This window comes from Streptomyces sp. KL116D (assembly GCF_030766975.1).
GTDB classification, from domain to species: domain Bacteria; phylum Actinomycetota; class Actinomycetes; order Streptomycetales; family Streptomycetaceae; genus Streptomyces; species Streptomyces longispororuber_A.
Genome location: NZ_JASERH010000057.1, coordinates 82,387 through 103,007 on the forward strand (window position 1 = coordinate 82,387; position 20,621 = coordinate 103,007).

At 72.2% G+C, this 20,621-nt stretch carries 15 protein-coding genes and 8 pseudogenes; 10 read left to right on the plus strand and 13 right to left on the minus strand.

Features of this window, described 5'->3' with window-relative positions:
- Positions 1-179: 179 nt before the first annotated feature.
- Both RBJ77_RS22445 and RBJ77_RS22450 read right to left on the minus strand, forming a co-directional pair.
- Positions 180-1,247, minus strand: a complete 1,068-nt coding sequence (locus RBJ77_RS22445; RefSeq protein ID WP_372346899.1) for a hypothetical protein — start codon at positions 1,245-1,247, stop codon at positions 180-182.
- Between the two features lie 262 nt (positions 1,248-1,509).
- Positions 1,510-1,707, minus strand: a pseudogene (locus RBJ77_RS22450) (hypothetical protein); the annotation flags it as partial.
- A 14-nt stretch (positions 1,708-1,721) separates the two neighbouring features.
- Between RBJ77_RS22450 and RBJ77_RS22455 the strand changes: the two are divergent.
- Both RBJ77_RS22455 and RBJ77_RS22460 read left to right on the plus strand, forming a co-directional pair.
- Positions 1,722-2,581: pseudogene (locus RBJ77_RS22455) on the plus strand (SDR family oxidoreductase).
- 49 nt (positions 2,582-2,630) lie between these two features.
- Positions 2,631-3,657: pseudogene (locus tag RBJ77_RS22460) on the plus strand (YdcF family protein).
- A gap of 463 nt (positions 3,658-4,120) precedes the next feature.
- Here RBJ77_RS22460 and RBJ77_RS22465 read toward each other — a convergent pair.
- The 3 genes and pseudogenes from RBJ77_RS22465 to RBJ77_RS22475 all read right to left on the minus strand — a co-directional run bounded on the left by RBJ77_RS22465 (position 4,121) and on the right by RBJ77_RS22475 (position 6,488).
- Entirely contained in the window at positions 4,121-4,462 is a 342-nt protein-coding gene (locus RBJ77_RS22465; RefSeq protein ID WP_372346665.1) for an alpha/beta hydrolase, read from the minus strand.
- Positions 4,463-4,509: 47 nt separating this feature from the next.
- Positions 4,510-5,443, minus strand: a pseudogene (locus RBJ77_RS22470) (SDR family NAD(P)-dependent oxidoreductase).
- A gap of 496 nt (positions 5,444-5,939) precedes the next feature.
- Positions 5,940-6,488, minus strand: a complete 549-nt coding sequence (locus tag RBJ77_RS22475) for an ABATE domain-containing protein (RefSeq protein WP_372346666.1) — start codon at positions 6,486-6,488, stop codon at positions 5,940-5,942.
- A 144-nt stretch (positions 6,489-6,632) separates the two neighbouring features.
- On the opposite strand from RBJ77_RS22475, the pseudogene RBJ77_RS22480 reads away from it, so the two are divergent.
- The 4 genes and pseudogenes from RBJ77_RS22480 to RBJ77_RS22495 all read left to right on the plus strand — a co-directional run bounded on the left by RBJ77_RS22480 (position 6,633) and on the right by RBJ77_RS22495 (position 8,331).
- Positions 6,633-7,059, plus strand: a pseudogene (locus tag RBJ77_RS22480) (hypothetical protein).
- Positions 7,060-7,186: 127 nt separating this feature from the next.
- Entirely contained in the window at positions 7,187-7,714 is a 528-nt protein-coding gene (locus tag RBJ77_RS22485; RefSeq protein ID WP_372346667.1) for a GPP34 family phosphoprotein, read from the plus strand.
- Positions 7,698-7,841: a hypothetical protein gene (locus RBJ77_RS22490; RefSeq protein ID WP_372346668.1), complete on the plus strand. Its 144-nt coding sequence runs from the start codon at positions 7,698-7,700 to the stop codon at positions 7,839-7,841. Before RBJ77_RS22485 ends, RBJ77_RS22490 begins: the two co-directional genes overlap by 17 nt.
- 123 nt (positions 7,842-7,964) lie before the next feature.
- Positions 7,965-8,331 (plus strand): annotated as a pseudogene (locus RBJ77_RS22495) (winged helix-turn-helix transcriptional regulator).
- Between the two features lie 59 nt (positions 8,332-8,390).
- Here the strand turns inward: RBJ77_RS22495 and RBJ77_RS22500 are convergent.
- Positions 8,391-9,779 carry a CHASE3 domain-containing protein gene (locus tag RBJ77_RS22500; protein ID WP_372346669.1) on the minus strand — a complete coding sequence of 463 codons (1,389 nt, stop codon included), beginning with the start codon at positions 9,777-9,779 and terminating at the stop codon, positions 8,391-8,393.
- Between the two features lie 357 nt (positions 9,780-10,136).
- Here RBJ77_RS22500 and RBJ77_RS22505 point away from each other — a divergent pair, with 357 nt between their 5' ends.
- Both RBJ77_RS22505 and RBJ77_RS22510 read left to right on the plus strand, forming a co-directional pair.
- Positions 10,137-11,153 carry a hypothetical protein gene (locus RBJ77_RS22505; protein WP_372346670.1) on the plus strand — a complete coding sequence of 339 codons (1,017 nt, stop codon included), beginning with the start codon at positions 10,137-10,139 and terminating at the stop codon, positions 11,151-11,153.
- Positions 11,154-11,976: 823 nt separating this feature from the next.
- Positions 11,977-12,765, plus strand: a complete 789-nt coding sequence (locus tag RBJ77_RS22510; protein WP_372346671.1) for a LuxR C-terminal-related transcriptional regulator — start codon at positions 11,977-11,979, stop codon at positions 12,763-12,765.
- Between the two features lie 18 nt (positions 12,766-12,783).
- On the opposite strand, the gene RBJ77_RS22515 is transcribed toward RBJ77_RS22510, so the two are convergent.
- From RBJ77_RS22515 to RBJ77_RS22530, 4 genes are all read right to left on the minus strand, one after another.
- Entirely contained in the window at positions 12,784-13,149 is a 366-nt protein-coding gene (locus RBJ77_RS22515; protein WP_372346672.1) for a LuxR C-terminal-related transcriptional regulator, read from the minus strand.
- Positions 13,150-13,604: 455 nt separating this feature from the next.
- A complete protein-coding gene (locus tag RBJ77_RS22520; protein ID WP_372346673.1) occupies positions 13,605-14,504 on the minus strand; it encodes a hypothetical protein in 900 nt (299 codons plus the stop codon).
- Between the two features lie 226 nt (positions 14,505-14,730).
- Positions 14,731-14,955, minus strand: a complete 225-nt coding sequence (locus tag RBJ77_RS22525; RefSeq protein ID WP_372346674.1) for a hypothetical protein — start codon at positions 14,953-14,955, stop codon at positions 14,731-14,733.
- A 177-nt stretch (positions 14,956-15,132) separates the two neighbouring features.
- Positions 15,133-15,513, minus strand: coding sequence for an ATP-binding protein (locus tag RBJ77_RS22530; RefSeq protein WP_372346675.1), 381 nt, complete (start codon positions 15,511-15,513; stop codon positions 15,133-15,135).
- A gap of 370 nt (positions 15,514-15,883) precedes the next feature.
- Between RBJ77_RS22530 and RBJ77_RS22535 the strand changes: the two genes are divergently transcribed.
- Entirely contained in the window at positions 15,884-16,018 is a 135-nt protein-coding gene (locus RBJ77_RS22535; RefSeq protein ID WP_372346676.1) for a hypothetical protein, read from the plus strand.
- A 1,075-nt stretch (positions 16,019-17,093) separates the two neighbouring features.
- Here the strand turns inward: RBJ77_RS22535 and RBJ77_RS22540 are convergent.
- The 3 genes and pseudogenes from RBJ77_RS22540 to RBJ77_RS22550 all read right to left on the minus strand — a co-directional run.
- Entirely contained in the window at positions 17,094-17,909 is an 816-nt protein-coding gene (locus RBJ77_RS22540; RefSeq protein WP_372346677.1) for a hypothetical protein, read from the minus strand.
- Between the two features lie 208 nt (positions 17,910-18,117).
- Positions 18,118-19,038, minus strand: a complete 921-nt coding sequence (locus tag RBJ77_RS22545; RefSeq protein WP_372346900.1) for a hypothetical protein — start codon at positions 19,036-19,038, stop codon at positions 18,118-18,120.
- 94 nt (positions 19,039-19,132) lie between these two features.
- A pseudogene (locus tag RBJ77_RS22550) lies at positions 19,133-19,273 on the minus strand (helix-turn-helix domain-containing protein); the annotation flags it as partial.
- 269 nt (positions 19,274-19,542) lie between these two features.
- Between RBJ77_RS22550 and RBJ77_RS22555 the strand changes: the two are divergent.
- Positions 19,543-20,356 (plus strand): annotated as a pseudogene (locus tag RBJ77_RS22555) (GNAT family N-acetyltransferase).
- The last annotated feature ends 265 nt before the right edge of the window (positions 20,357-20,621 follow it).

Below are 20,621 nucleotides of genomic sequence, written 5' to 3' on the forward strand. Positions count from 1 at the left end.
TCCTGCAGCATCGCCTAGCATGGCGGACCCCTTCAGTTGAGTGGGACCGATCGTCCACAACGTAGGCAGTAATGGACGATCGAGTCAAGAATGGGTACGGTGAGGCCACGCGCGAGACCACGCGCATTCGACGAACGCCGAGTCCTGGAGCAGGCGCGGGAACAGTTCGGGGCGACCGGCTACGCAGGAACCCGATGGACGACATCGCCCAGGTCACCGGCTCGCAAGGGCAGCCTGTACGGCGCGCTCGGCGACAAGCGCAAGCTGTTCCACCGCGTGCTCGACGACTGGTGCACCGCCGTCGCCGAGGTGGCCGAAGAGCGGCTGGCGGGCGGCCGGACTCGGAGGCCCTGGCCCGGCTGTCGGGATACGTGCACCTCATGGCAGGAGAACACACCGCCTCCGACACCGAGCGCCGCGGGTGTCTGCTGGCCAAGGGCGCGGCCGAACCGGCTTCCCAGCTCGATCCGACCGCTCGCCGGGCGGCCGGCCGAGACCATGGCCGCGCTGATGAACCTGCTGCGGACGGAGATCAGCGCCGCCCGCGCCATGGCGACATCGACAGCTCCGCCGATCCGGAGCGGCTGGCGGCACTGCTGCTGACCGTCGTCCGCGGCATCGAGGCGGTCGGCAAGGCCGGACTGAACCCGGAGACCGTGCGGAGCGTTGCCGACACCGCGCTGGCGGTCCTCGCCCACGCCCGAGGGCCGGAATTGACTCGCGGCGCGCCCGGGCGCAGTTCGGCCCGTGAGATCTAGTGCGGCGCCATCACCGTCACACACGTCCGCGACAGACAGTCCCGTGCGCCCGATCGCTGCAGTCAGTGTCCTTCTCTCGGCGACCACGACTCCGCGGACGATCTCCTCGCGATCTTCCGTCTGCATCAGGGGTGCTGACGGAGTATCAGGCCCGTGGCGTCTCCGGCGTCCGCCGCGAGGCGGGTGAGCCACTCTGTGGAGCAGGGCCTGCTCGGCGTCACTGAGGACGTCGGCTTTGTCGGGCAGGGCCGCACGCAGCGCGCGGGCCGCCGGCGCGGGGCCGGACTCCTCGGCGGGGACCGTCGGCTCGGCCCGGGTGACAGCGGTGATCATGGCCTCGCGCATGACGGTCAGCAGCATCGGGTCGCGGCGATCTGCGTCGAGTGCCAGGTGGTGACTGCTCCTGGCCGGTGGCCTGGATAATCTGGGCGGCCAGCTCTTCATCCACGCGCATGCATCCCGCAGCCGCCAGGCGGCGTACTCGGCCATGGAGGATCTCCAGGCCCGCGCGGTGTGCCGCGTCTGTTCCTGAGCTGGTGGATCTGTTCATCACGGCGAACAGTTCGCGATGCGAGACACCGAACTCCACCACCATGTCCCAGCCGTGGCGCAGCTCCTGCACCGGGTCCGCCGGCGTGAGGTCGAGCTGGGCCCTCTTGTCCTCGAGGAACTGCGTGTAGCCGTGCTCGGCGACCGCCTCCAGCAGGCCGTCCTTGTCGCCGAAGTGGCGGTGGATGGCCGGCGGCTGCATTCCGCCGCGGCGGCGACCGCGCGGGTGCTCACCGCGCTCGGGACCGCCGCTCTCCAGCAGCTCGACGGCCGCCTCGATGATGCGCCGACGAGGGCTGTTGTCAGTGGTGTCACGGCTCGGCATGTATCGATGATATCGGGATTCTGATTCCGATGATAGTTCCAGTGTTATCGTTGAAGTGATTCCACTGGAAACCATGTGGGGAGAACCCTGTGATCATCGTGACCGGAGCCACCGGAAAGCTCGGCCGTCGCACCGTCGAACACCTCCTGGAACGCCTCCCCGCCGAGCGCATCGGCGTCAGCGTCCGCGACCCCCGCAAGGCCCAGGACCTCGCCGACCGCGGCATCCGCGTCCGGCAGGGCGACTCGACGACCCCGCCTCCCTCGCGCACGCCTTCGACGGCGCCGAGCAGGTGCTGCTCGTCTCTCTCGACCGTGCGGGCGAGGAATGCGTCGCCGGCCACCGCGCCGCGATCGACGCCGCCGTCAAGGCAGGAGTCGGCCGCATCGTCTCACACCAGCCAGATGGGCGCCGCCCACGACTCCCTGTTCCACGCCCTGCCGGGACCACGCCCGGACCGAGGACCTGCTGCGCGCCAGCGGCCTGCCTGGACCTCGTTGCGCAACGGCTTCTACGCGGCCAGCGCCCTGCACTTCTTGGATTCCGCCCGCCGCACCGGCGACATCGCCCTGCCCGCCGACGGACCCGTCGCCTGGACCGGACACGACGACCTCGCCCTGGCCGCCGCGGCCGTCCTCACCGACCAGGGGCGTTTCGAAGGACCCACCCCGCCACTCACCGGCCCGGCGGCCCTCGACTTCGACACCGTCGCCGAGATCGCCGCCCAGGTCACGGGCGCCCCTTCACCCGCACCGTCGTCTCCGACGATGCCTTCCGCGAGCAGACTCTGGAGCACGGCGCTCCCGCCCCCGTCGCCGACCTGCTGGTGAGCGTCTTCGCGGCAGCACGAAACGGAGAGTTCACCGCCGTCGACCCGACCCTGGCAGAACTGACCGGCCGTCAGGCCACCACCTTCCAGTCCCTGTTGGAGGACAGCTGGGCGGCATAGCCCAGATCGGGCGAGAGGGCCGCATGCCGAACCCCCTAGCATGTGCGGCATGTTGCTCTACCTGCCGTCCGCACTGTGCCTCGTCGGGTTCTGTGTGGGGGTGGTACGGGAGCACCGCAGGCTCAGCAACGCGGTCTTTCTGGGGCTGACCGTCGTCTTCGCCGTGGTGGCCGCTCTGCTCCAACTCGGATCCATCAAGCCTGGTTTGAGCGGTGACATCGCGTTCGGCCTCCTGGTGACGGCTGCTGTCGCTGTTGTCGTCCTGGCGGGGTTTCTGCTCGCTCAACGGCGTCACCATGGTCCGCAAGGAGGGCAGGAACCTCGCGAACCTGGTGTCCTTGGGGGTCGGGCTCGCGCTGACCGTGCTGCTCGCCCTGCTGGTCGCGGCGCTGGTCCTGCACTCGCGGACCCTGGCCGTCGTCGCGGGGACCGCCGTCGTCCTGGCCGGCTATGTCGCCTTCCTGTTCGTGTGTTTCCTCTTCTACGCCGCTCTCTACCAGCGGCTGGTCTTCTGGCGCAGAGGCGACTTCGTCGTCGTCCTCGGCTCCGGGCCGATCGGCGGCAGTACCGTGCCTCCGCTCCTGGCCAGCCGCCTGGAGAAGGGACGCAAGGAACACGCGCGGCTGTCGCGTCGCGGGCGGCGGCCCGTGCTCATCGTCTCCGGCGGGCAGGGACCCGACGAGGAACTGCCGGAGTCCCACGCGATGGCTTCCTACCTCGTCGAGCGCGGCTTTCCTGCCGACCTCATCGAACGCGAGGACCGCTCCACGACCACGGAGGAGAACCTGACGTTCAGCCAGGCCCTGATGCACACGAAGAAACCCGCAGCGCGCTGTGTGATCGTCACGAGCAACTACCACGCGTTCCGCGCCGCCATCACCGCGAGACGGGTGGGTGTGCGGGGCCACGTCGTGGGAGCGCCGACGGCGTCGTACTTCTGGCCGAGCGCCGTCATCCGTGAGTTCATCGCCCTCGTCGTGCACTACCGCCGCCTCAACGCGGCCATCCTCCTCGTCGTCCTGCTGGGCGGCCTGTTCCTCTGGTGGTGGGGCTGGCCGCCCACGGACCACATCTGAGCTCACGCACCACACGCCACACGCCACACGCACGCGCCACGCACGCCCTGCTCAGCGTCCGGCGGCATTCACCTGCGGCGACGTACTCAGCGCAGCCTCGGCCGTGACGCCGGAGGCGATCTCCTCAAGGATGTCGGCGAGCTTGTCCGGCATGGAGAGCAGCGGGGTGTGACCACTGGGCGGGTGGTACGTGGTGCCGGCCCGCAGGGCGAACGGCTCCTGGTAGGACGGAGGAGACTGCGGTCGTCGTCGCAGAGCACGTAGCTGCTGGGCAGCGTCTTCCAGCCGGCCCGGCTCACCGGTTCGGCGAAGGAGAGCGCGCTCTGCGGCAGCAGTCGGGCCAGAGCGGCGTCCCGGGCGCCCTGGGGCACGTCGTTGTGGAGCGTCTGCTTCGGGTCGTCCCTGACCGGGATGGTCCCCTCCACCGCGGCGAGGTCCGGCTGTTCGCCGCCGAAGCACGTCATCAGGCTCTCCCCCTCGTCCAGCGCGAAAGCCGACACGTACACGAGGTGGAGACGTTGGCGGCCGCCGTGGTGGCCTCGGTGACCGGAGCGCCGCCGTAGGAGTGTCCGACCACGATCAACGGGGCCTGGACGGCGTCGATCTTCTCGCGGACCACCCGGGCGTCGTCGAGCAGACCGGGCAACTTCCCTACGGCGCCCTCGGCGACCACGCTCGGCAGGTCGACCGTGTGGCTGGTCCAGCCGCGGCCGGCCAGCACGTCCTGGAGCTCGCGCCAGGCCCACGAGCCGTGCCGGGCGCCGTGCACCAGGAGGAACTCGGGGTGTCGCCGGTTGTCCTTCATCTCATTCCTCTTCTTGTGCGTGGTCGATGGTTGTGCGGGTGCCGGGGTCAGCGCACCTCGGGGAGCGCGAGATCCACAGCCGGTCCGCGGCGGCGGGTCGACCGACCACCTGGCGACACCGGCCATCACCTCGGCGCCGCCCTCGACGACCGGCGACTCCTGGTTGTCCTCGAAGTAGCGCCCGGTCAGCCCTTCGAGGAGGGGCGAAGCGGCCAGCAGCACCGTGGTGGCCGCACCCTGGGCCGGGGTCTTGTAGTAGTCCGGGGTGAGCAGGTTGCCGTCCTCGTCCATGGCGCCGAGAGCCCGCATGGTCGCCGGGTCGATGTGCCGGGTCAGGTTGGTGTGGATCCAGCCCGGCGCGCAGGCGTTGGCGGTGATGCCGAGCTCGGCCCACCGGCGGCTGATCCCGACGGCGAGCAGCACGTCGGCGGTCTTCGACTGGGCGTAGGCGACGAACGGGTCGTAGGGGCGGCGATCGAACTGCGGGTCGTCGAAGTCGAATCCGGCCCGGAGCTGCGCGCCGGAGCTGAGCACGACCACGCGCGGCCTGTCGGCCTCCGCCAGCGCGGCGCGCAGGCCGACGGCCAGGGCGAAGTGACCGAGGTAGTTGGTGGCGAGCTGCGCCTCCCAGCCCTGGGCGGTGGTCTGCCGGGTCGGGAGCATCATCACGCCTGCGTTGGCGACGAGGCCGTCCAGGGACCGCTCCATGCCTGGCAGAAGCGCGTGGACCGAGGCCAGGTCGGCGAGGTCGAGGGCGACGGCCCGGGTGTCGGGGAACTTCGTCAGCAGCGGCTTGGCGGCAGCGGGGTCACGCGTCGCGATGGTCACCTGGGCGCCGGCACCGGCCAGCGCCCGGACCGTCTCGACGCCCAGGCCGGAGGAGCCACCGGTGACGACGAACCGGCGTCCGCTCAGATCGACTCCGTCGAGTACCTCCGCCGCTGTGGCGTGCTTGCCGAACGGAGTGGTGGTCAGCGTCATGGCTGTGCCTGTTCTGAAGAAGGGGTGGTTCCGTCCGGCCGGGCCGCATACATCGCACATACCTCTTCGGGCCTGCTCCGGCCGGACACCTTACGAGTCACCTTACATCGAGTGCAGGTGTCTCAGGCGGGTTAGGTATCTGACATACGTGTGACTGCGTGCTCGTTCGCAGCCCTTCGCCATCCTGCCTGGTGAGCGCTTCGTGATCGGAGTCGCGCCATAGGGATCCGCCTGCATGTGTCTCTGCTTCTGCGGATTGGCTCACGCGTCCGTCCGGTGTTGTTCCGGATCGGAGTGCTGTCGGTGACGCGGGGAGGCCGCCGGGGCTCACGGCTCACGGGGGCCCGGGCAGGGGGACAGCACTTGTCGCCGTGGCCGCGCACGTACGCGCGGCTCCGTATGCGGCGCCCCGCCCCACGGCCGGGTCGTCGACCGGGGGCATCACGTCCAGCGCCCGCCACGAGGCGCTCGATGGCCGGGGCGGGCCGGCCCGGGGTCAGTCCTGGGCGGCGTGCTGGCGCGCTCGGTACGCGGCGGCCTTGACCCGGTTCCCGCAGGTCTTCATGGCGCACCACTCGCGGCGGTGGCCGCGCGAGCGGTCGAGGTAGACCTGGGTGCACTCGGGGCGGGAGCACTCGCGCAGCAGCGCTCCGTCGTCGCCGCCGAGGATCTCGACGGCCTCGCGTGCCAGCGCCGCGAGGCCCTGGGAGACCGTGCCGGTGCGGGTCGCGCCGTCGGGGCCGAGTCGCAGCGTCACCGGCATGCCGGACGCCTGCAGGTTCAGTTCGGCGACCGCGTCGGTGGGCAGCGGCTTGCCGTCCAGACGGGCGGCGACCGGATCGTAGATGGATTCGCGCAGGTCGATGGCGATGGCGAGGTCGACCTCGCTCGCGCCGGGCGCCAGGTCGAGCATCTTGGACTCGACGAACCAGTCGTCGAGCAGCTCGGGGGTGGCGAGCTTCTCTGTCGGTTCTTCGTTGCGGCGCGCGCGCAGCGTGCCGACGAAGTCGAGCGGGAGCGTCCCGCAGGGGAATGCATGATTCACGTAACCATACTGACAAGTGACTCACGAGAACGCAACCCCCGCCACCGGCCCATTTGTGGACTTGAACCGTCTTGACGGGTGACGCGGGACGTGGAATCTTAGTAACCGTTCCAGCCGGTTACTTTTCTGATGCAAGGGGCTCCCATGGCCGTCGTCCGCTTCCACCTCATCTCCTCCCTGTCTCCCGCGCAGGCCCTGGCCACGCTCACCGACTTCGGCCCCGGCCGCGCGGAGGCCTGGCCGACCATCGACGCCGACCACTTCACGGTCCATGAGCTCGGCGAGAACTCGGCCGAGGTGACCGAGGGGACGAGCGCCGCCTGGGAACGGGCCCGGTACACGTGGACCGATTCCAAGGTCACCGTCACCACCCTGGACTCGAAGCTCTTCGGGGCGGGCGGCGGCTGGGTCTTCGACCTCACGCCCGAAGGCGACGGCACGCGCGTCGACGTCGAACTCACGCGCGCTTTCCCAGCGACTTCAAGGGGAAGATGCTCGCCTCCTGCTCCCCCTCGTCGCTCCTTCGTCCCTGCGCAAGTCCTTCTCCGGCCCGCTGAAGGCTGCCGCCTGACGGTCCCGGCACCCTCTTGGCCGACGTCACGTGCCTCCGCGTGGCACCCTGAACACACCCGGAACGACGGCCCGGGTGAGCGTCGGGACAACCGCCCCGGACTCGGCCGATCGACATGGAGACACGTATGAGCACCGCACAGGATCTGGCGATCATCGCCTTGTCGGCCTCCGACCGCGAAGTGGGACAGGGCGATCTGTCGCTCGCGCTCGCCGGAGCCGAGGTGCTCGACCTCGCTGAGGCGCAGGTCATCGGCCTGGACGGCGAACGTCTGGTGCCCGGTACCGGATCGGCGGCCGGCGACCGGCTGCTGGACGAGGCCGCCGCCACCGTCGTCCGGCAGGAACCGTACGAGTCGGTCGAGGACTGGCTGTGGCGCCGCGGACGCGAGCTGTCCGCGGCCTACACGGACGAGTTGGAGCGGGCCGGGCTGGTGAACCGCACCCGCGGCAGCCGACTCCTGTCGAGGCAGGAGCGGGTGGAACTCGTGGACTCCCCCGCCGTCCGCCGGGCCGAGGAACGCCACGCCTCGGGCGAACCCGTGCTCGCGGCCCTCGCCGCCGCCGTCGGCCTGCGCGACCGGGCGGACGACGGGGGCGACGACGAGGGCGGGGAGACGGGCAGGACGTGGGCAGGACGTGGATGCAGGCCATGACCTCGACGACGACGCGACCGTGACGGTCCTGGCCGCCGTGGGGAACGCCGTGATGGAGCTGGAGGCCGTACGTCAGCGGCGCTCGGTCGAGAACGCCGCCTTCGACAACGTGTGGCGCGGGTTCTGAACACCGACGGAGGCTCCTGGACCGGACCGCGCGGTGTGCGGCCCGGTCCCGCCGGCACGGTGGAGCGGGACACATGTTTCTCCCCGTGATCGTCCGTACAGCACAGGAAAGTATCCTCACCGTATGACGGTCGATCAGCAGCACGACGACGCCGGTTGCAGGCAGGTCAGCTCCGCCATCACCCGGGTGTTCCAGCTGCTCGGCAGCGCTGGACCGGCCCGATCCTGGCCGTGCTGACCGGCGGGCCCGCCTACTTCGTGGATCTGCGCCGGGCGGTGCCGGGGATCAGTGAGCGGATGCTCTCCGACCGGCTCACCGAACTGGGCTCCGCCGGCCTCGTCGAGCGCGACGCGTCGACGCGGGGCCCCCGCTGCGGGTGTCGTACCGGTTGACGCGGGCGGGAAGCGCCCTGGAACCGGCCCTCGCCGAGCTCGGGACCTGGGCCGAGACCCACCTGCCGGAGAAGCAGGAGCCGCACGCCGGTTGCTGACCGGAACGGCGGGACAGACCTCGGAGCGCGGGAGCCGGGCGGTTGCACGGCCGCCCAGGTCAGTCCCCCATCGGGATCTGGACCAGGACCGCCGTGCCGGCGCCGGGCGGCGACTCGATCGACAATTTGCCGTCGAACGCCGCGACCCGGTCGGTCAGTCCGGTGAGACCGCTGCCCGGTGTCGCCGTGTCCACGCCGCCGATGCCGTCGTCCACCACACGTATCCGCAACACCTCGGTGAGGTCGAGGTAGATGTCGATCCGGGAGGCCTCGGCGTGTTTCACCGCGTTCGTCACGGCCTCGGCCACGATGAAGTACGCGTTCGACTCGACGGCGGACGAGATGCGGCGGTCGTACGTGCTGTGGACGACGACCGGCACCGGGCACCGGGACGCCAGGTCCTCCACCGCCGTCACCAGGCCGCGCACCGTCAGCGCGAGCGGGTAGATGCCGGAGGCGAGCTCCCTCAACTCGTCGATCGCCGTCTGCGCGTTGGTGATCGACTGGTCGAGGAGCTCGGTCACCGACGTCTCCGTTGCGGGCAGCATCTCGCGCGCCAGGCGGAGGCCGATCATCAGGCTGACCAGGCGCTGCTGCGCCCCGTCGTGGAGGTCCCTGGCCGTGCGCCGGTGCACGGCCTCGACGCTTTCCATGATGCGGCGGCGACTGTCCTGCAAGGACACCGCCATGGAGTTGAAGGACTCGCCGAGCGCGCCGACTTCAGCCACGTTGCTCGGGGGTATCCTACGCCGAGGTCGCCGCCCGCGAGCCGCTGGGCGGCCGCCGCCGCGCCGCGCACCGGCCGCGACCACGGCCCGGTGCTGGAGCACCGTGACCACGGCCACCAGACCGATCGACGCCGCGAGACCCACGGCCGCCGTGATCACCGCCTGGCGGCTGTTGGCGCCGGCGGCGTCGGTACGCTCCGCCAGCTGGACCCGCTCGGCCTCCATGTACTGGTCGAACTGCGCCCGCAGGTCGTCGACCCGCCGTTTGCCCTCCACCGCCACGGCCGCGCCGGACGCCGCGCGGTCCCCGCGGCGGACCGCGTCGACGAGCGGGACCGAGTAGTCGTTCAGATAGGACCGCACGCCCTTGGTGATCTCCGCGGCGATCCGCCGCTGTTCCGGCGACGTCACCGACGCCGTGAACCGTCGGGCCTCCGCCGGGAAGGCCTTGCGGGCCGCCGTCCACGGCTCCAGGAAGTCCTTCTTCCCGGTGATCACGAAGCCGCGCTGGCCCGTCTCGAGATCGAGGACGATCTGCTCCATGCTCCCGGACTTCACCAGCGCCGTCCGGGACGCGCGGCGCGCCGAGACGGAACTGTTCGCGTCGGCGATCGCCCACAGCAGGACGGTGAACGCCACACCTATCAGCAGAGCGAAGAGACTGCTCGCCACGATGGTCAGGCGGGTCAGCCCCAGCTGCCGCCCCCGATACCCACGCACCTTGATGCCCGCCTACATGTGATGTCCGAGTCCGCCCCTGCCGGGACAATGTATCCGGGCCGGTTCGGGAGCACAGGCAGAACGGACGCAGTCGGCAGGCGCGGCAAGCTGCATGCGAACTGCCTGTTCCCGCGCGCCCGCGTCCGCTGGGATGGGGAAGGGCATGCTGGCCGGCGCTCCAGGAACGGAGGTCATCCATGAACACGCAGGTCGAGGTCTCCGTCCTCGCCGCCGCGGAGCAGGGCGTCCGCACACGTCCGCAGGCCCCCGCCGAGGCCCTGCGGACCGGCCGCACAGGACGGGCTCGTCGGCCGCGAGGCCGAGCTGCGGGAACTGCGGGTGTTCGTACGGGAGGCCGTGACACACGGTGCGACACGTGTCGTGCGCGGCGCCGGGTCGGGCAGGTCGGTACTGCTGGCGGCCGGTGTCGAGGAGGCGGCGGCCGCCGGGATGCGGGAGGGTGCCGCGCTGCGCGGGCAGCCGGAGCGGCGTGCGGCCCGGTATGTCGGGCCTGCTGGAGATCCTGTGGCCGCTTCTGAGCGATGCCCGGCTACCGCACTGTCCGGCCGGGACCGTCGGGCTCTGGAGACGTTGCTGGTGGATGGTGCTCCCGCCCGTGAGGACCGAGGCGCGGCTGCCTTCACGGTGTTCCGGGTTCTGGAGTCGGCGGGCGCCGATCGGCCTGTGCTGATCGCCGTCGACGACTGGGACGCTCTGGACGAAGCCAGCGCCGAGGTGCTCGCGTTCGTCGCCCGTAGAACCGCCGGTCACCCGGTGGGTGTGCTGATGACCGCGCTCACCCATGGGGCGCGCTCGGCGTCGTTGACAGGTCTCCCGGAGGTGCCAGTGCGTCCGCTGACCCTGGCCGAGTCCGCGGCACTGCTGGCGATGCGCCGTCCGGGAACCGATCCGCACACCGTGCGCGACCTCATGGCGACGGCGGCCGGCAATCCCCTCGCGCTCCTGGAACTTCCCGTAGGGACCGAGGACTTCTTTCCGCACCTGCCCGCCTCGTCCGGCCGTCTGTCGTCCGCCATGGCTGATGTCCGGCACCTGCCCCGCGAGACCGGGGATCTGCTGCTGGTCGCGGCGCTCCATCCGACGGCGGACATCTCCCTGTTGCTCTCGGCGGCGTCGCGTCTGAGCGCGCGCGTCCTGGACTTCGCCGCCGTGGAATCCCGCGGAGCGCCAGGGCCTGGTCACCTTCGACGGCATGCGCATGCGCTTCAGCCATCCCGCTCTGGCCGGGGCGGTGGTGCACGGTACCGGCCCGAGTTGCCGCTGCCGCGCCGCGCACGCGGCGCTGGCCGACACGCTCAAGCAGGGGTCGGCGCGGCAGTTGTGGCACCTGTCCCAAGCCGTCGAGGGTCCTGACGCGGATCTCGCGCGGCGCTCTGGAGGACGTGCACCGGCTCGCGGTGCGGCAGAACGAACCGGCCGTCGCGTTGCGGCTGTTGCGGCGGGCGGCCGTTCTGTACCGCAGGCCGGAGGACCGGGGGCGTTGCCTGCTGCGGAGCGCGCAGCTCGCTCAGGACACCGACCGGCGGCGTACCGCCCGGGAGCTCGCGCGCCGCGCCCTGAGCACCCCCTGGGACCGCTCGGTCTGCTGTACGCGCAGACCCTCACCGGGCGCGGTGAGAGCGCGGCGGACCCGGCCGCGTGGCCGCGCCCGTCGAGGGGCGTCCGAGGTGGAGAACGCCCTGAACTGGCCCAGTTGACCGCGCCCCTCGTCGCCGGCGACCCGGAGCGCGCGCGGCGCTGCTCGCCCGTCTCGGCGCCCTTCCGGCACAGGTCGCGCACGATCCGCGGCTGCTGCACGCCATGGCCACGGCCGCGCCGGTCCGCAGGGCGGGGACGCTCATCTCGCGGCTGCGGCCGCCGCCGGACGGGCTGACAACGTTGCCGTCCGCGATCTCGAGCGGTTGGGCGAGGCGGCCCTGCGGGCCGGCTGACCCCCTGCTGGCGCTGGAGCTGCACCGGCAGGCCGAGCGCCGCTGCCACTTCCACCGGCTGCCCGACCAGGCTGCCCGCGGCCCTGCTCCGGCAGGGTCTGGCACATCTGGTCACGGGTGACTGGGGGCAGGCGGAGGCGGCGTTCCGGCGCTGCGCGGCACTCGGCACCGAGCGGGGGCTGCGCAGCGAGACCACGGCGGCGCACCTGCTCGTAAGCCTCACCCAGGGCCTGCGGACCGGTACGGTGCCGCCGCCGGCCGAAGCACGGGACCTGGACGCCGCCCGCTCCTCGGTGTCCGCGATCGACGAGATCGTCGCCGTCGGAACCGGGTGGGCGCAGGTGGAGAGCGGTGACGTCACCGCCGGTTACGCCACGCTCGCCCGCCTGCTGTCCGCCCCCGAACGCTGCACTGTCCTGTTCGCCCTGGTCCCGTTCGCGGAGGCGGCCGCCGCCGTACAGGCGGCAGCCCCGCCAGGGCCCGACTCCGTCTGCTGGAGCGGGAGTTGGGCCCCGAGCCCGCGCCGCACGTGGTGGTGGAGCTCGCCGTGGCCCAGGCCGTCCTGGCCGACGACGAGGACGCGGAGGCACGGTACGCGGGTGCCTTCGCCATGGACCTGTCCCACCGGCCCCTTCCTGGAGGCCGCCTTGCGGCTCGCCCACGGGCGCCGGCTGCGCCGCCGGTACGAGTTCACCGACTCCCGCGTCACGCTGCGCCAGGCGGCGGCCACGTTCACGATGATGGGTGCCGAGGCCCGGGTCACCCGTATCACCGCGGAGTTGCGGGCCTCGGGGAACGGGCCGACGCGCTCGCACCGGACGCGTCCGGCCGGCCGCGGCGGCGGACCTGCTCAGCTCGCAGGAACTGCGGATCGCCCGGCTCGCCGGGCGTGGGCTGTCAACCGTCAGATCGGCGCCGAGCTGGGCCTGTCGCCCCGCACGATCGGCGCGTACCTGTACCGGATCTTTCCCCGGCTCGGCGTGACGTCGCGGGCCCAGCTGGCCGGTGTGCTCGGCGACGGCTCCGCCGGCTGATCCGGCCGGGGCCGCGGGTCACCGCAGGTCCTTCCGGGTGGCGAGCTGCGCCCGTGAGGTGACGTCGAGCTTGGGAAAGATCTGGTAGAGGTGCGAGGCCACGGTGCGGGCCGACAGGTGGAGCTGCTCCCGATGGCCCGGTTCGTCAGTCCCCGGGCGGCGAGGCGGGCGATGGTCAGCTGCTGGGGGGAGAGCAGGCGGGCCGCGGTGTCCTGCGCCGGTGCGGTGTCCGTGCCGCCGGCCGCCCGCAGCTCCGATGCCGCGCGTTCCGCGCGGGACGTGGCGCCCAGTGCACGGAAGAGGGTCTCGGCGGTGCCGAGCGGTTCGGGACTCCACCACGCGGCGTCGGCGCCGCAGCCAGGCCCCGTAACTCAGCTGGGTCATGGCGTGCAGCAGGGGCCACCGTCCGGCGTCGCCGTCGAGGGCCGCCCTGGTGGCGGGCCTCGGCCTCGTCGTCGGGGGCGAGCGCGGCCTCGGCGTACGCGAGGGTTCTGCGCAGGAAGGGTGCCCGCCCGGATCGGGTGGTGTGCGCGACCTGCTCGACGACCGCCTTGACGTCGTCCGTCTCCCCCGCGGGCAGGGCGGCTTCGACGAGGAAGGGCAGGCCCCAGAGCTGCTGGAAGGAGTACGGGGTCAGCAGTTCGGTGAACGACGAGCGCAGCTGTGTGTAGGCTCTCGGCGTAGCGTCCGGTGCCGGAGGCGGTCAGGACGCGGGTGAGGGTGGCGAGGTTGAGGTGCTGGCCCTGGCCGAGGTGGCGGGAGGCCTCTCGATCGCCACACGGCGCGTTCCAGGGCCTTGTCGTGCCGGCCCTGGAGGGCCTCGATGACGCCCTGCGCACCTACTGCCCTGGCGGCGTAGTTGCCGTGTCCGAGCCCGGCACCGATCGTCCGGGCCTCGGTCGCCAGGGCGTGCGCGGTGTCCCACGGGGAACCGAGCCAGATCTCGCCCAGGGCCCTGGCTTCGAGGATGTGCGGCAGCCGTCCTCGGCGGCCTTCGGCGCGCGCGGCCGCTCCGCGTCGCCGAGGAGCTCCGCGGCGCGTTCGAAGTCACCGGTGAGATGGGCGACCTGACCGAGGAAGAGGTACTCGTCGGGGCCGGCCGGCTCCGTGACCCGCAGGGGGACGTGGCTGATGGAGAGGGGGTCGGTCAGCGCGAGGGTGACGAGTTCGCGGCTGCGCCAGGGCGGGGTCCGCAGGTCCGTGAGGGTGCGCACGACCGACTGGCGTGCGGTGGCGTCGGTCTGCTGCCACCAGCAGCGGCCCGCGGCGGTGTGCAGCAGCTTCTGGGCGAGGTCGGGGTGGGTGCCGGCCACGGCCCGGGCCGCCGCGCACAGCTGGCCGATCCGCTCGCGGCCCACCGGCACGTTGCCCGGCACGAGGTCGTGCAGCCACAGGAGCATGGCGCGGCCGAGATCGCCGAGTTCGGCCGGGTCGATGCCGCGCGCGTACTGGCGGCCGAGGTCGGCCAGGCCGTGGTGGCAGGCCAGTTCGGCGGCGCGCAGCAGCCGGGTCGCCCGCCGCTCGGGGTCCGGGGACAGCCGGGCGGCGCACTCCAGCGCGGCCAGGGCGGCCAGCGGACCGGTGCCGGGCCCTGACCCGTCGGCCAGTGACTCCAGGTCGGCCAGTGACTCCAGGCGTACGGCGATGTCCTCGTCGGCGCCGGTCGCGCAGTGGGCGGCGTGCCAGGCGGCGCCCGCCGGGTCCGTGACGCTCTGCCGGAGCGCCGCGTGGGCGGCCATGCGCCGTGCCGCGGGTTCCCGCCGCAACGCGGCGGCGCGGAGCAGTGGTTGGGGAAGCTCAGGTGGTGGTCGTCCGTGGTGACGAGGCCGTGCGCGACGGCCTCGGCCAGGCCCGCGCGCGCGTCGCGGGCACTGCCCAGCAGGCGCGTGCTCGCGGCCAGGATCTCCTCGACGGCCGGGGAGGTGCTCAGCGCGGCGGTGCACAGCACCCGGTGTCCCGTCTCGGTCAGCGCGTCGAGGTCGTCGGCGTACGCCTCGGCCAGCCGGGAGTCGCCGGGAGCAGGCCGAGCCCCGCCGCCTCTCCCAGGCCGCCGCCGCTCAGGGACAGTTCGGTGAGCGCGAGGGGGTTGCCCCCGGCGACGGCGAGGACCAGCTCCGCCTCCACGAGGGCGGCCGACGGGCCGCGGCGCCGCACGAGTTCGCGGGCCTGCAGGGGCGGAAAGGGGCCCAAGGACGGTGGTGTGCGCGTGCGGCGGCAGCCAGTCCGTGGGGGCGGCGCGCTCGGCGACGATCATGCCCAGCTGGGTCTCGCCGCACAGGCGGGTCATCGCGCGGAAGGTGTCGCGGCTGGCGTCGTCGAGGCGGTCCAGGTCGTCGACACGGAGGAGGGCGGTCCCCACGGTGGACGTCAGCAGGCGCAGCGCGGCCGCGCGAGATCCCGCGGGGCGGGTGCGGCGGGGTCCGCGCCGAAGGCGGCGTCGAGCGTGCCGCGTTCGCGGGGTGGCAGGTCGCCGGAGTGGGGCAGCAGGGGGTGCAGCAGACGGTGCAGCGCGGCGTGCGGCACCTGGCGTTCGGCGGGGGCCCAGGTCGTCGACAGGACGCAGATGTCCTGCCGGGTCGCCTCGTGTGCGGCGAAGCGCAGGACGGCGCTCTTCCCGATCCCGGGTGCGCCGCTCAGGTGCAGCAGTCTGCCCTTGTGGGGCAGCGCCGCGAGCAGGTCCTGCACCTGCTCCTGTTCGTGCTCACGGCCGATCAGCACGCCGTCGTCGGACCGCAGGTGCGCACCCATGTCGTCCTCTCCCGCCGGCCCGCCGGGTCCGCCCCACGTGCAGATGTGCCTGCCGGTCACACGTGTCCCGGCCTCCGTGTGTGGAGGTCGCACGCCGGCGAAGGACCGGCGGAACTTTAACATTCACGCAGGGCTGCCGACGGTCGGCTCGGAGGCCGTCAGGGGCGGCCGCGGCCGGGCGGGCGCTCTGCTCCGGTAGTGCCGCCGTCGGCCGCCGCGTAGAGGGCGAGGATGCTGACGGCCGGTCCGTCCTCCAGCCGGTGGAAGACCAGTCGACCGGCCGGCAGCGGCGTCCGTCGGGCAGTTCCACGACGAGGGGATTTTACGGCCTGGTGCGTGGGGCCGGGGAGTGCCGCCAGGTACCGCCACGGTGCCGGACCAGGATCTCGCCGACGTAGCAGCCGAAGGCGACCAGGGATTCGGCCATCTCGGGACGCCGGTGGCTCCGTCGCTGCGGAATCCGTCGACGATCTCCTCCATCAGTTCGATGCTGGCCGGGCTGTAGTCCAGGTCCGCGCCGCTGATGTCGGAGGCGGTCGCGACGACGTCGGCCGCCAGCCGGGACGCGCTGTCCGGCTCCGGCAGATACCTCAGATGCAGCTGCATGTCCGTCCTCGGAACGTTTCGTCGGTGCGTCGAGGCTAATCGCAGAACGCCGACGAGACGGGCTCTCGCAGATAAGTATTCGGTCACTGTCCAGGGCGCGGACGGCACACCTCGGTCCCTTCTCCCGACGGCCGGGATTCTTGCAGTCGTTGTACTCATGCGCGCCGTCGGCGCGATCTCGCGACCGTGCAGTAGCCGACCGCCGCACGCGTCGCGCGATGCGCAGAGGACCAGAGGAAAGGGTCATACCCATGGCGCGCCCTCGTGGATCTCGACACCGCGCTGGCGGTGGAGCAGGTCACACACCTCTTCCGGCAGCACTGGCTACAACGCCACCTCAGTGCCCCGGCTGACCGAGCGGCTGAGCATCGGAAGCGGCAGTCTGTACGCGGCGTTCGGATCCCGAGGAAGGTCTCTACGCGCAGGTGCTCGCCCGCTGCTGCGACGACCTCGTGGACCGTCTCACGGAGCATTTCGACTCACCGCGGACATCCGCGTCACCGTGCGCGACCTGCTGCTCGCCCTGGCCTCGGCCGACCTCGCCGCTCCCGAGCAGAGCTGCCTCGCTGGTCGGCGCGGCGACCGAGCGTACCGGCCACCCCGCCACGGTCGAGCGGGTGAGATCGGCCATGGCCGCGATGGAATCGGTGCTCGCCCACGCGCTGGAACGGGCTCAGCGGCGCGGCGAACTGCGCGCCGCCCACAGCCCGGTGGAGCTGGCCCGCTTCCTCACCACGTTCGTCCAGGGACTGCGCGTCATGGGCAGCGCGGGGGCGGACCGGTCCTTCCTGGAGGCCGCTGTGTCGCGTGAAGGCGCTGGACTGACGTACTCACTGACGTACTCACTGACCGTACTCACTGACGTACTCACCGGTGAACTGACTGACGTGTTCCGGGAGGGTCAGTCCGCCCTCGGCGGCAGGGACTCCGCCTTGGCCCACATCTGCGCGGCGTCGCGCACGCGCTCAGGGCGGTCAACAGCTCGGCGGCACGGACCCAGTTCTCGCCCGGGCCTCCGCCTCCTGCCCCTGCTCCAGCTGGGCGGACGCGAGGTGGTCGAGGACTCCGGCCCGGTTGTAGTCGTCGAGGAGTTCCTCGAAGAGCCGCAACGCCGTGCGGTAGCCGGTGATCGCGGCGTCGAGCCGACCGAGTCCCTGCTGGGCGCGGCCGATCGCGTCCCAGGCGCCCGCCTCGAACCGGCGGTCCCCCACCTGCCGCAGCAGCGGCAATGCCTCCTCGCAGGTGGCGATGGCCGCCTCGTACTCCCAGGTGGGCCAGGACCCAGCCCACGTTGCTGAGCGTGCTCGCGACCCCGTCCGACCGGCCGATCCCGCGGTAGATCTCCAGGGCCCGCCGCGGATGGAGCAGGGCCTCGGTGAAGCGGCCCTGCCGGATGCGGAAGAACCCGATCTCGCACTCGATACGGGCCCGCACCTCGGGCGGCAGCCGGTGCAGATCCGCGAGCATCGCGTCGATCGACGCCTCGACCTCCTCGGTGTGCCCGTCTCCAGCAGCGCACGTGTCAGGTTCGAGCGGCTGCGCACGGTGGCCACCGGGTCGTCGAGCGCGAGACCGGCTTCGAGCCCGACGCGCGCCGTCCCGATCTCCTCGGACCAGCGGCCCACCACTTCGTTGTAACCGATCCATTCCCGCGCGCAGTTGCCGCGCAGGCGCAGCAGCCGTGGATCGTCCAGGGACCGCACGGCGGGTCCCACGGCCGACTCCTCCTGGCGGAACCAGTGCAGCGCCTCGTCGCGGTCGGCGAGCACCACGTGCACGACACCGTCCAACGGCTGCTCCTCCGGTTCGGGGTCCAGATTGCGACACGTGGCGGTTGGCCGTGTGTGTGCGCGTTGTGGCGCAGGTAGTCCAGCAGGCGGGCCTGCGCGCCGAGGCGGTCGTCGTCCTCCTGGTCGGCCAGTTCGCCGCCGTAGGCGCGCACCAGGTCGTGCAGTACGTAGCGGCCGTCGGCGTCACGGGAGAGCAGGCTGGCCGCGGTCAGTTCGCGCAGGTGGCGCCGGGCCGGTGCCGGCTGCACCCGGCGAGCGTGGCGGCGGCCTCGGCGGACACGGCCGGGCCCGGATGCAGGGACACGTACCGGAAGAAGCGGGCCGTCCCGGCGGTGAGCGCCCGATAGGACCAGGAGAAGACGGTGCGCACGTCCACGCGCAGGTCGTCGGTGGCCAGGGCGTCGAGGCGGGGCCGGGTCCGCCGCAGTTCGCGCACCGCGAGGCGCAGCGGCATCCGCGGTTCGCTGCTGAGCTGCGCGCCGACCACGGCGACCGCGAGCGGCAGGAACCCGCACAGGGCGACCAGTTCGGCGGCGGCCTCGGGTTCCTCGCGGCAGCGCTCTTCGCCGATCCTGGCGACGAGCGCCGCGAGCGCCTCGTCCTGTCCCCACACGTCCAGGTTGATCGCCGCGGCGCCCTCGACGGCCACCAGGCCGGACAGCTGGTTGCGGAGGTGACGATGGTCAGGCATCCCGGGGACGTCGGCAGCAGCGGCCCGACCTGCTCCGGGTCCTTGGCGTTGTCCAGGACGGCGATCAGCCGCCGGTCCGCGGTCAGCTCCCGGAACAGCGCGCCGCGCCGGTCGACGCCGGAGGGGATGTCGCCGCTCGGCACCCCGAGCGCCCGCAGGAAGCCGCCGACGCGCCTCACCGGGGTCCAGGGGGTGTTCCGACGCCTCGAACCCGCGCAGGTTCACATACAACTGGCCGTCCGGGAAGCGGTCCGCCACCTGGTGCGCCCAGCGCACCGCGAGCGTCGTCTTGCCCACACCTGCCATGCCGCCGATCGCGGAGATGACGACGTGTCCGCCCTGGCCGGTGACGCGGTCGGTGAGGTCGTGGACCGTGGCGAGGGCCGCGTCGCGGCCGCGGAACTGGGCCAGGTCGGGCGGCAGTTGGCGGGGCACCACGGCCTGTGGCGCCCGTCGGGAGGGCCTCCCGCACCAGGCTGCTCCGCTCGTCCTCCTCCAGGCCGAGCGCGTCCATCAGCTCGGCGAGCGTCGACTGACGCGGCAGGCTGTGGCCCCGCTCCATGTCACTGATGGCGCGTTGGCTCACCCCGGACGCCTCGGCGAGGCCCTCGATCGTCAGCAGCGAACGCTGCCGTGCCCGGCGCAGCAGCCGGCCGAACGTCCCCTTGTCCATCCCCACTCCGAGCCGGGCCGCACGACGGCGCCCGTGCCGATCCGTGCCGATGGCCCGGGAAGGCCGTCAACGTAGCAGTTCTGGATTGAACATTCGCAGAGGTGTCTCACATGTCGAACGGGGTGCGCGGGATGCACGGGGTGCGCGGGGTGCGCGGGTCGCAAGGCTTGTGCGGGGCGCACCGCGCACACCTCGGTGAACCCTCACACGTCCGGCGTCGTTCACACAGAGCGGGCTGCTCCCGCACACCGACGACCTGAGGGGTTCTGGTGCACGATCTGGCGGACTCGATCGAATCGATGGAACAGCTCTCCGTGGCCTGGCGTGCCATGGTGCTCGACCGGGACGGACGCGGACGTCCGCGATCTGCCCGGCATCGCCGTCCGCTGGGCGGACTGCCGCTTCGCCTTCTGGAACTGCCTCACGCTGACCGAGGTCGGCGTGGGGTCCGACCTCCTGCGACAGAGGCTCGACGAGGCGGCCGGGATCATGCGGTCGAAGGAGCACCCGGGCTTCCTGTGGGTCTTCGACGACCTCGTCCGGGACGACGCCCGGGCCGGGCTCGACGCGGCGGCCGGACAGGCAGGTCTCGAACACGCCTTCCCCGGCACCGGGATGGCCGGGGACTTCCTGCCCGTTCCCGAACCGGCCCACACCCGAGCTGGACTTCGTACGGGTGACGACCGACGCACACCTGCTGGCCTTCGCCGACATCAACGCGCGTGCCTACGGGTTCCCTCGTCGAGGACGGCCGCGACGGCCTGGCCGGCTCCGCGCTGTGGCGCGACCGGGTGCACGCCTACCTGGGGCTGCGGGACGGCGTGCCGGTGACCGTGCCGGCGCGGTGGAGGCCGAGGGCGCCTGTTCGTCGCGCTCGTCGCCACGGATCCGGCCTGGGAACGCCGCGGTTACGGCGAGGCGGTCACCCGCAAGGCACTGCACGAGGGCGCCCGCGCCACCGGGCTGACCCGGGCGACGCTGCACGCGACCGCCGCCGGGGCTCCGGTGTACCCGCGGATCGGCTTCGTGCCGAACTCGCCGATGCGTTTCTACGCGCTCAGGACTGACGCGCTGAGGGACTGACGCCGACGGCGGGACGGCCGATGCCGGGTCCCTGACGACTCGGCACGGCCGGGGGCGGGGGCCGGTACGCGGCTACGGGGTCGTGGCGAGCACCCGGTAGCTGCGGAACCCGGTAGCGACCTCGGTGCCGCTCTGCTGCAGGCCGTCCAGCCGCAGGACGGCGTCGGTGTAGGGGAGTCGGGCACCCCGGGGCGCAGTCGGCCTTGTAGTAGACGTCCATGTACTGGGTGAGCGAGTAGTTCTGCACCGAGTACATGGCCTGCGG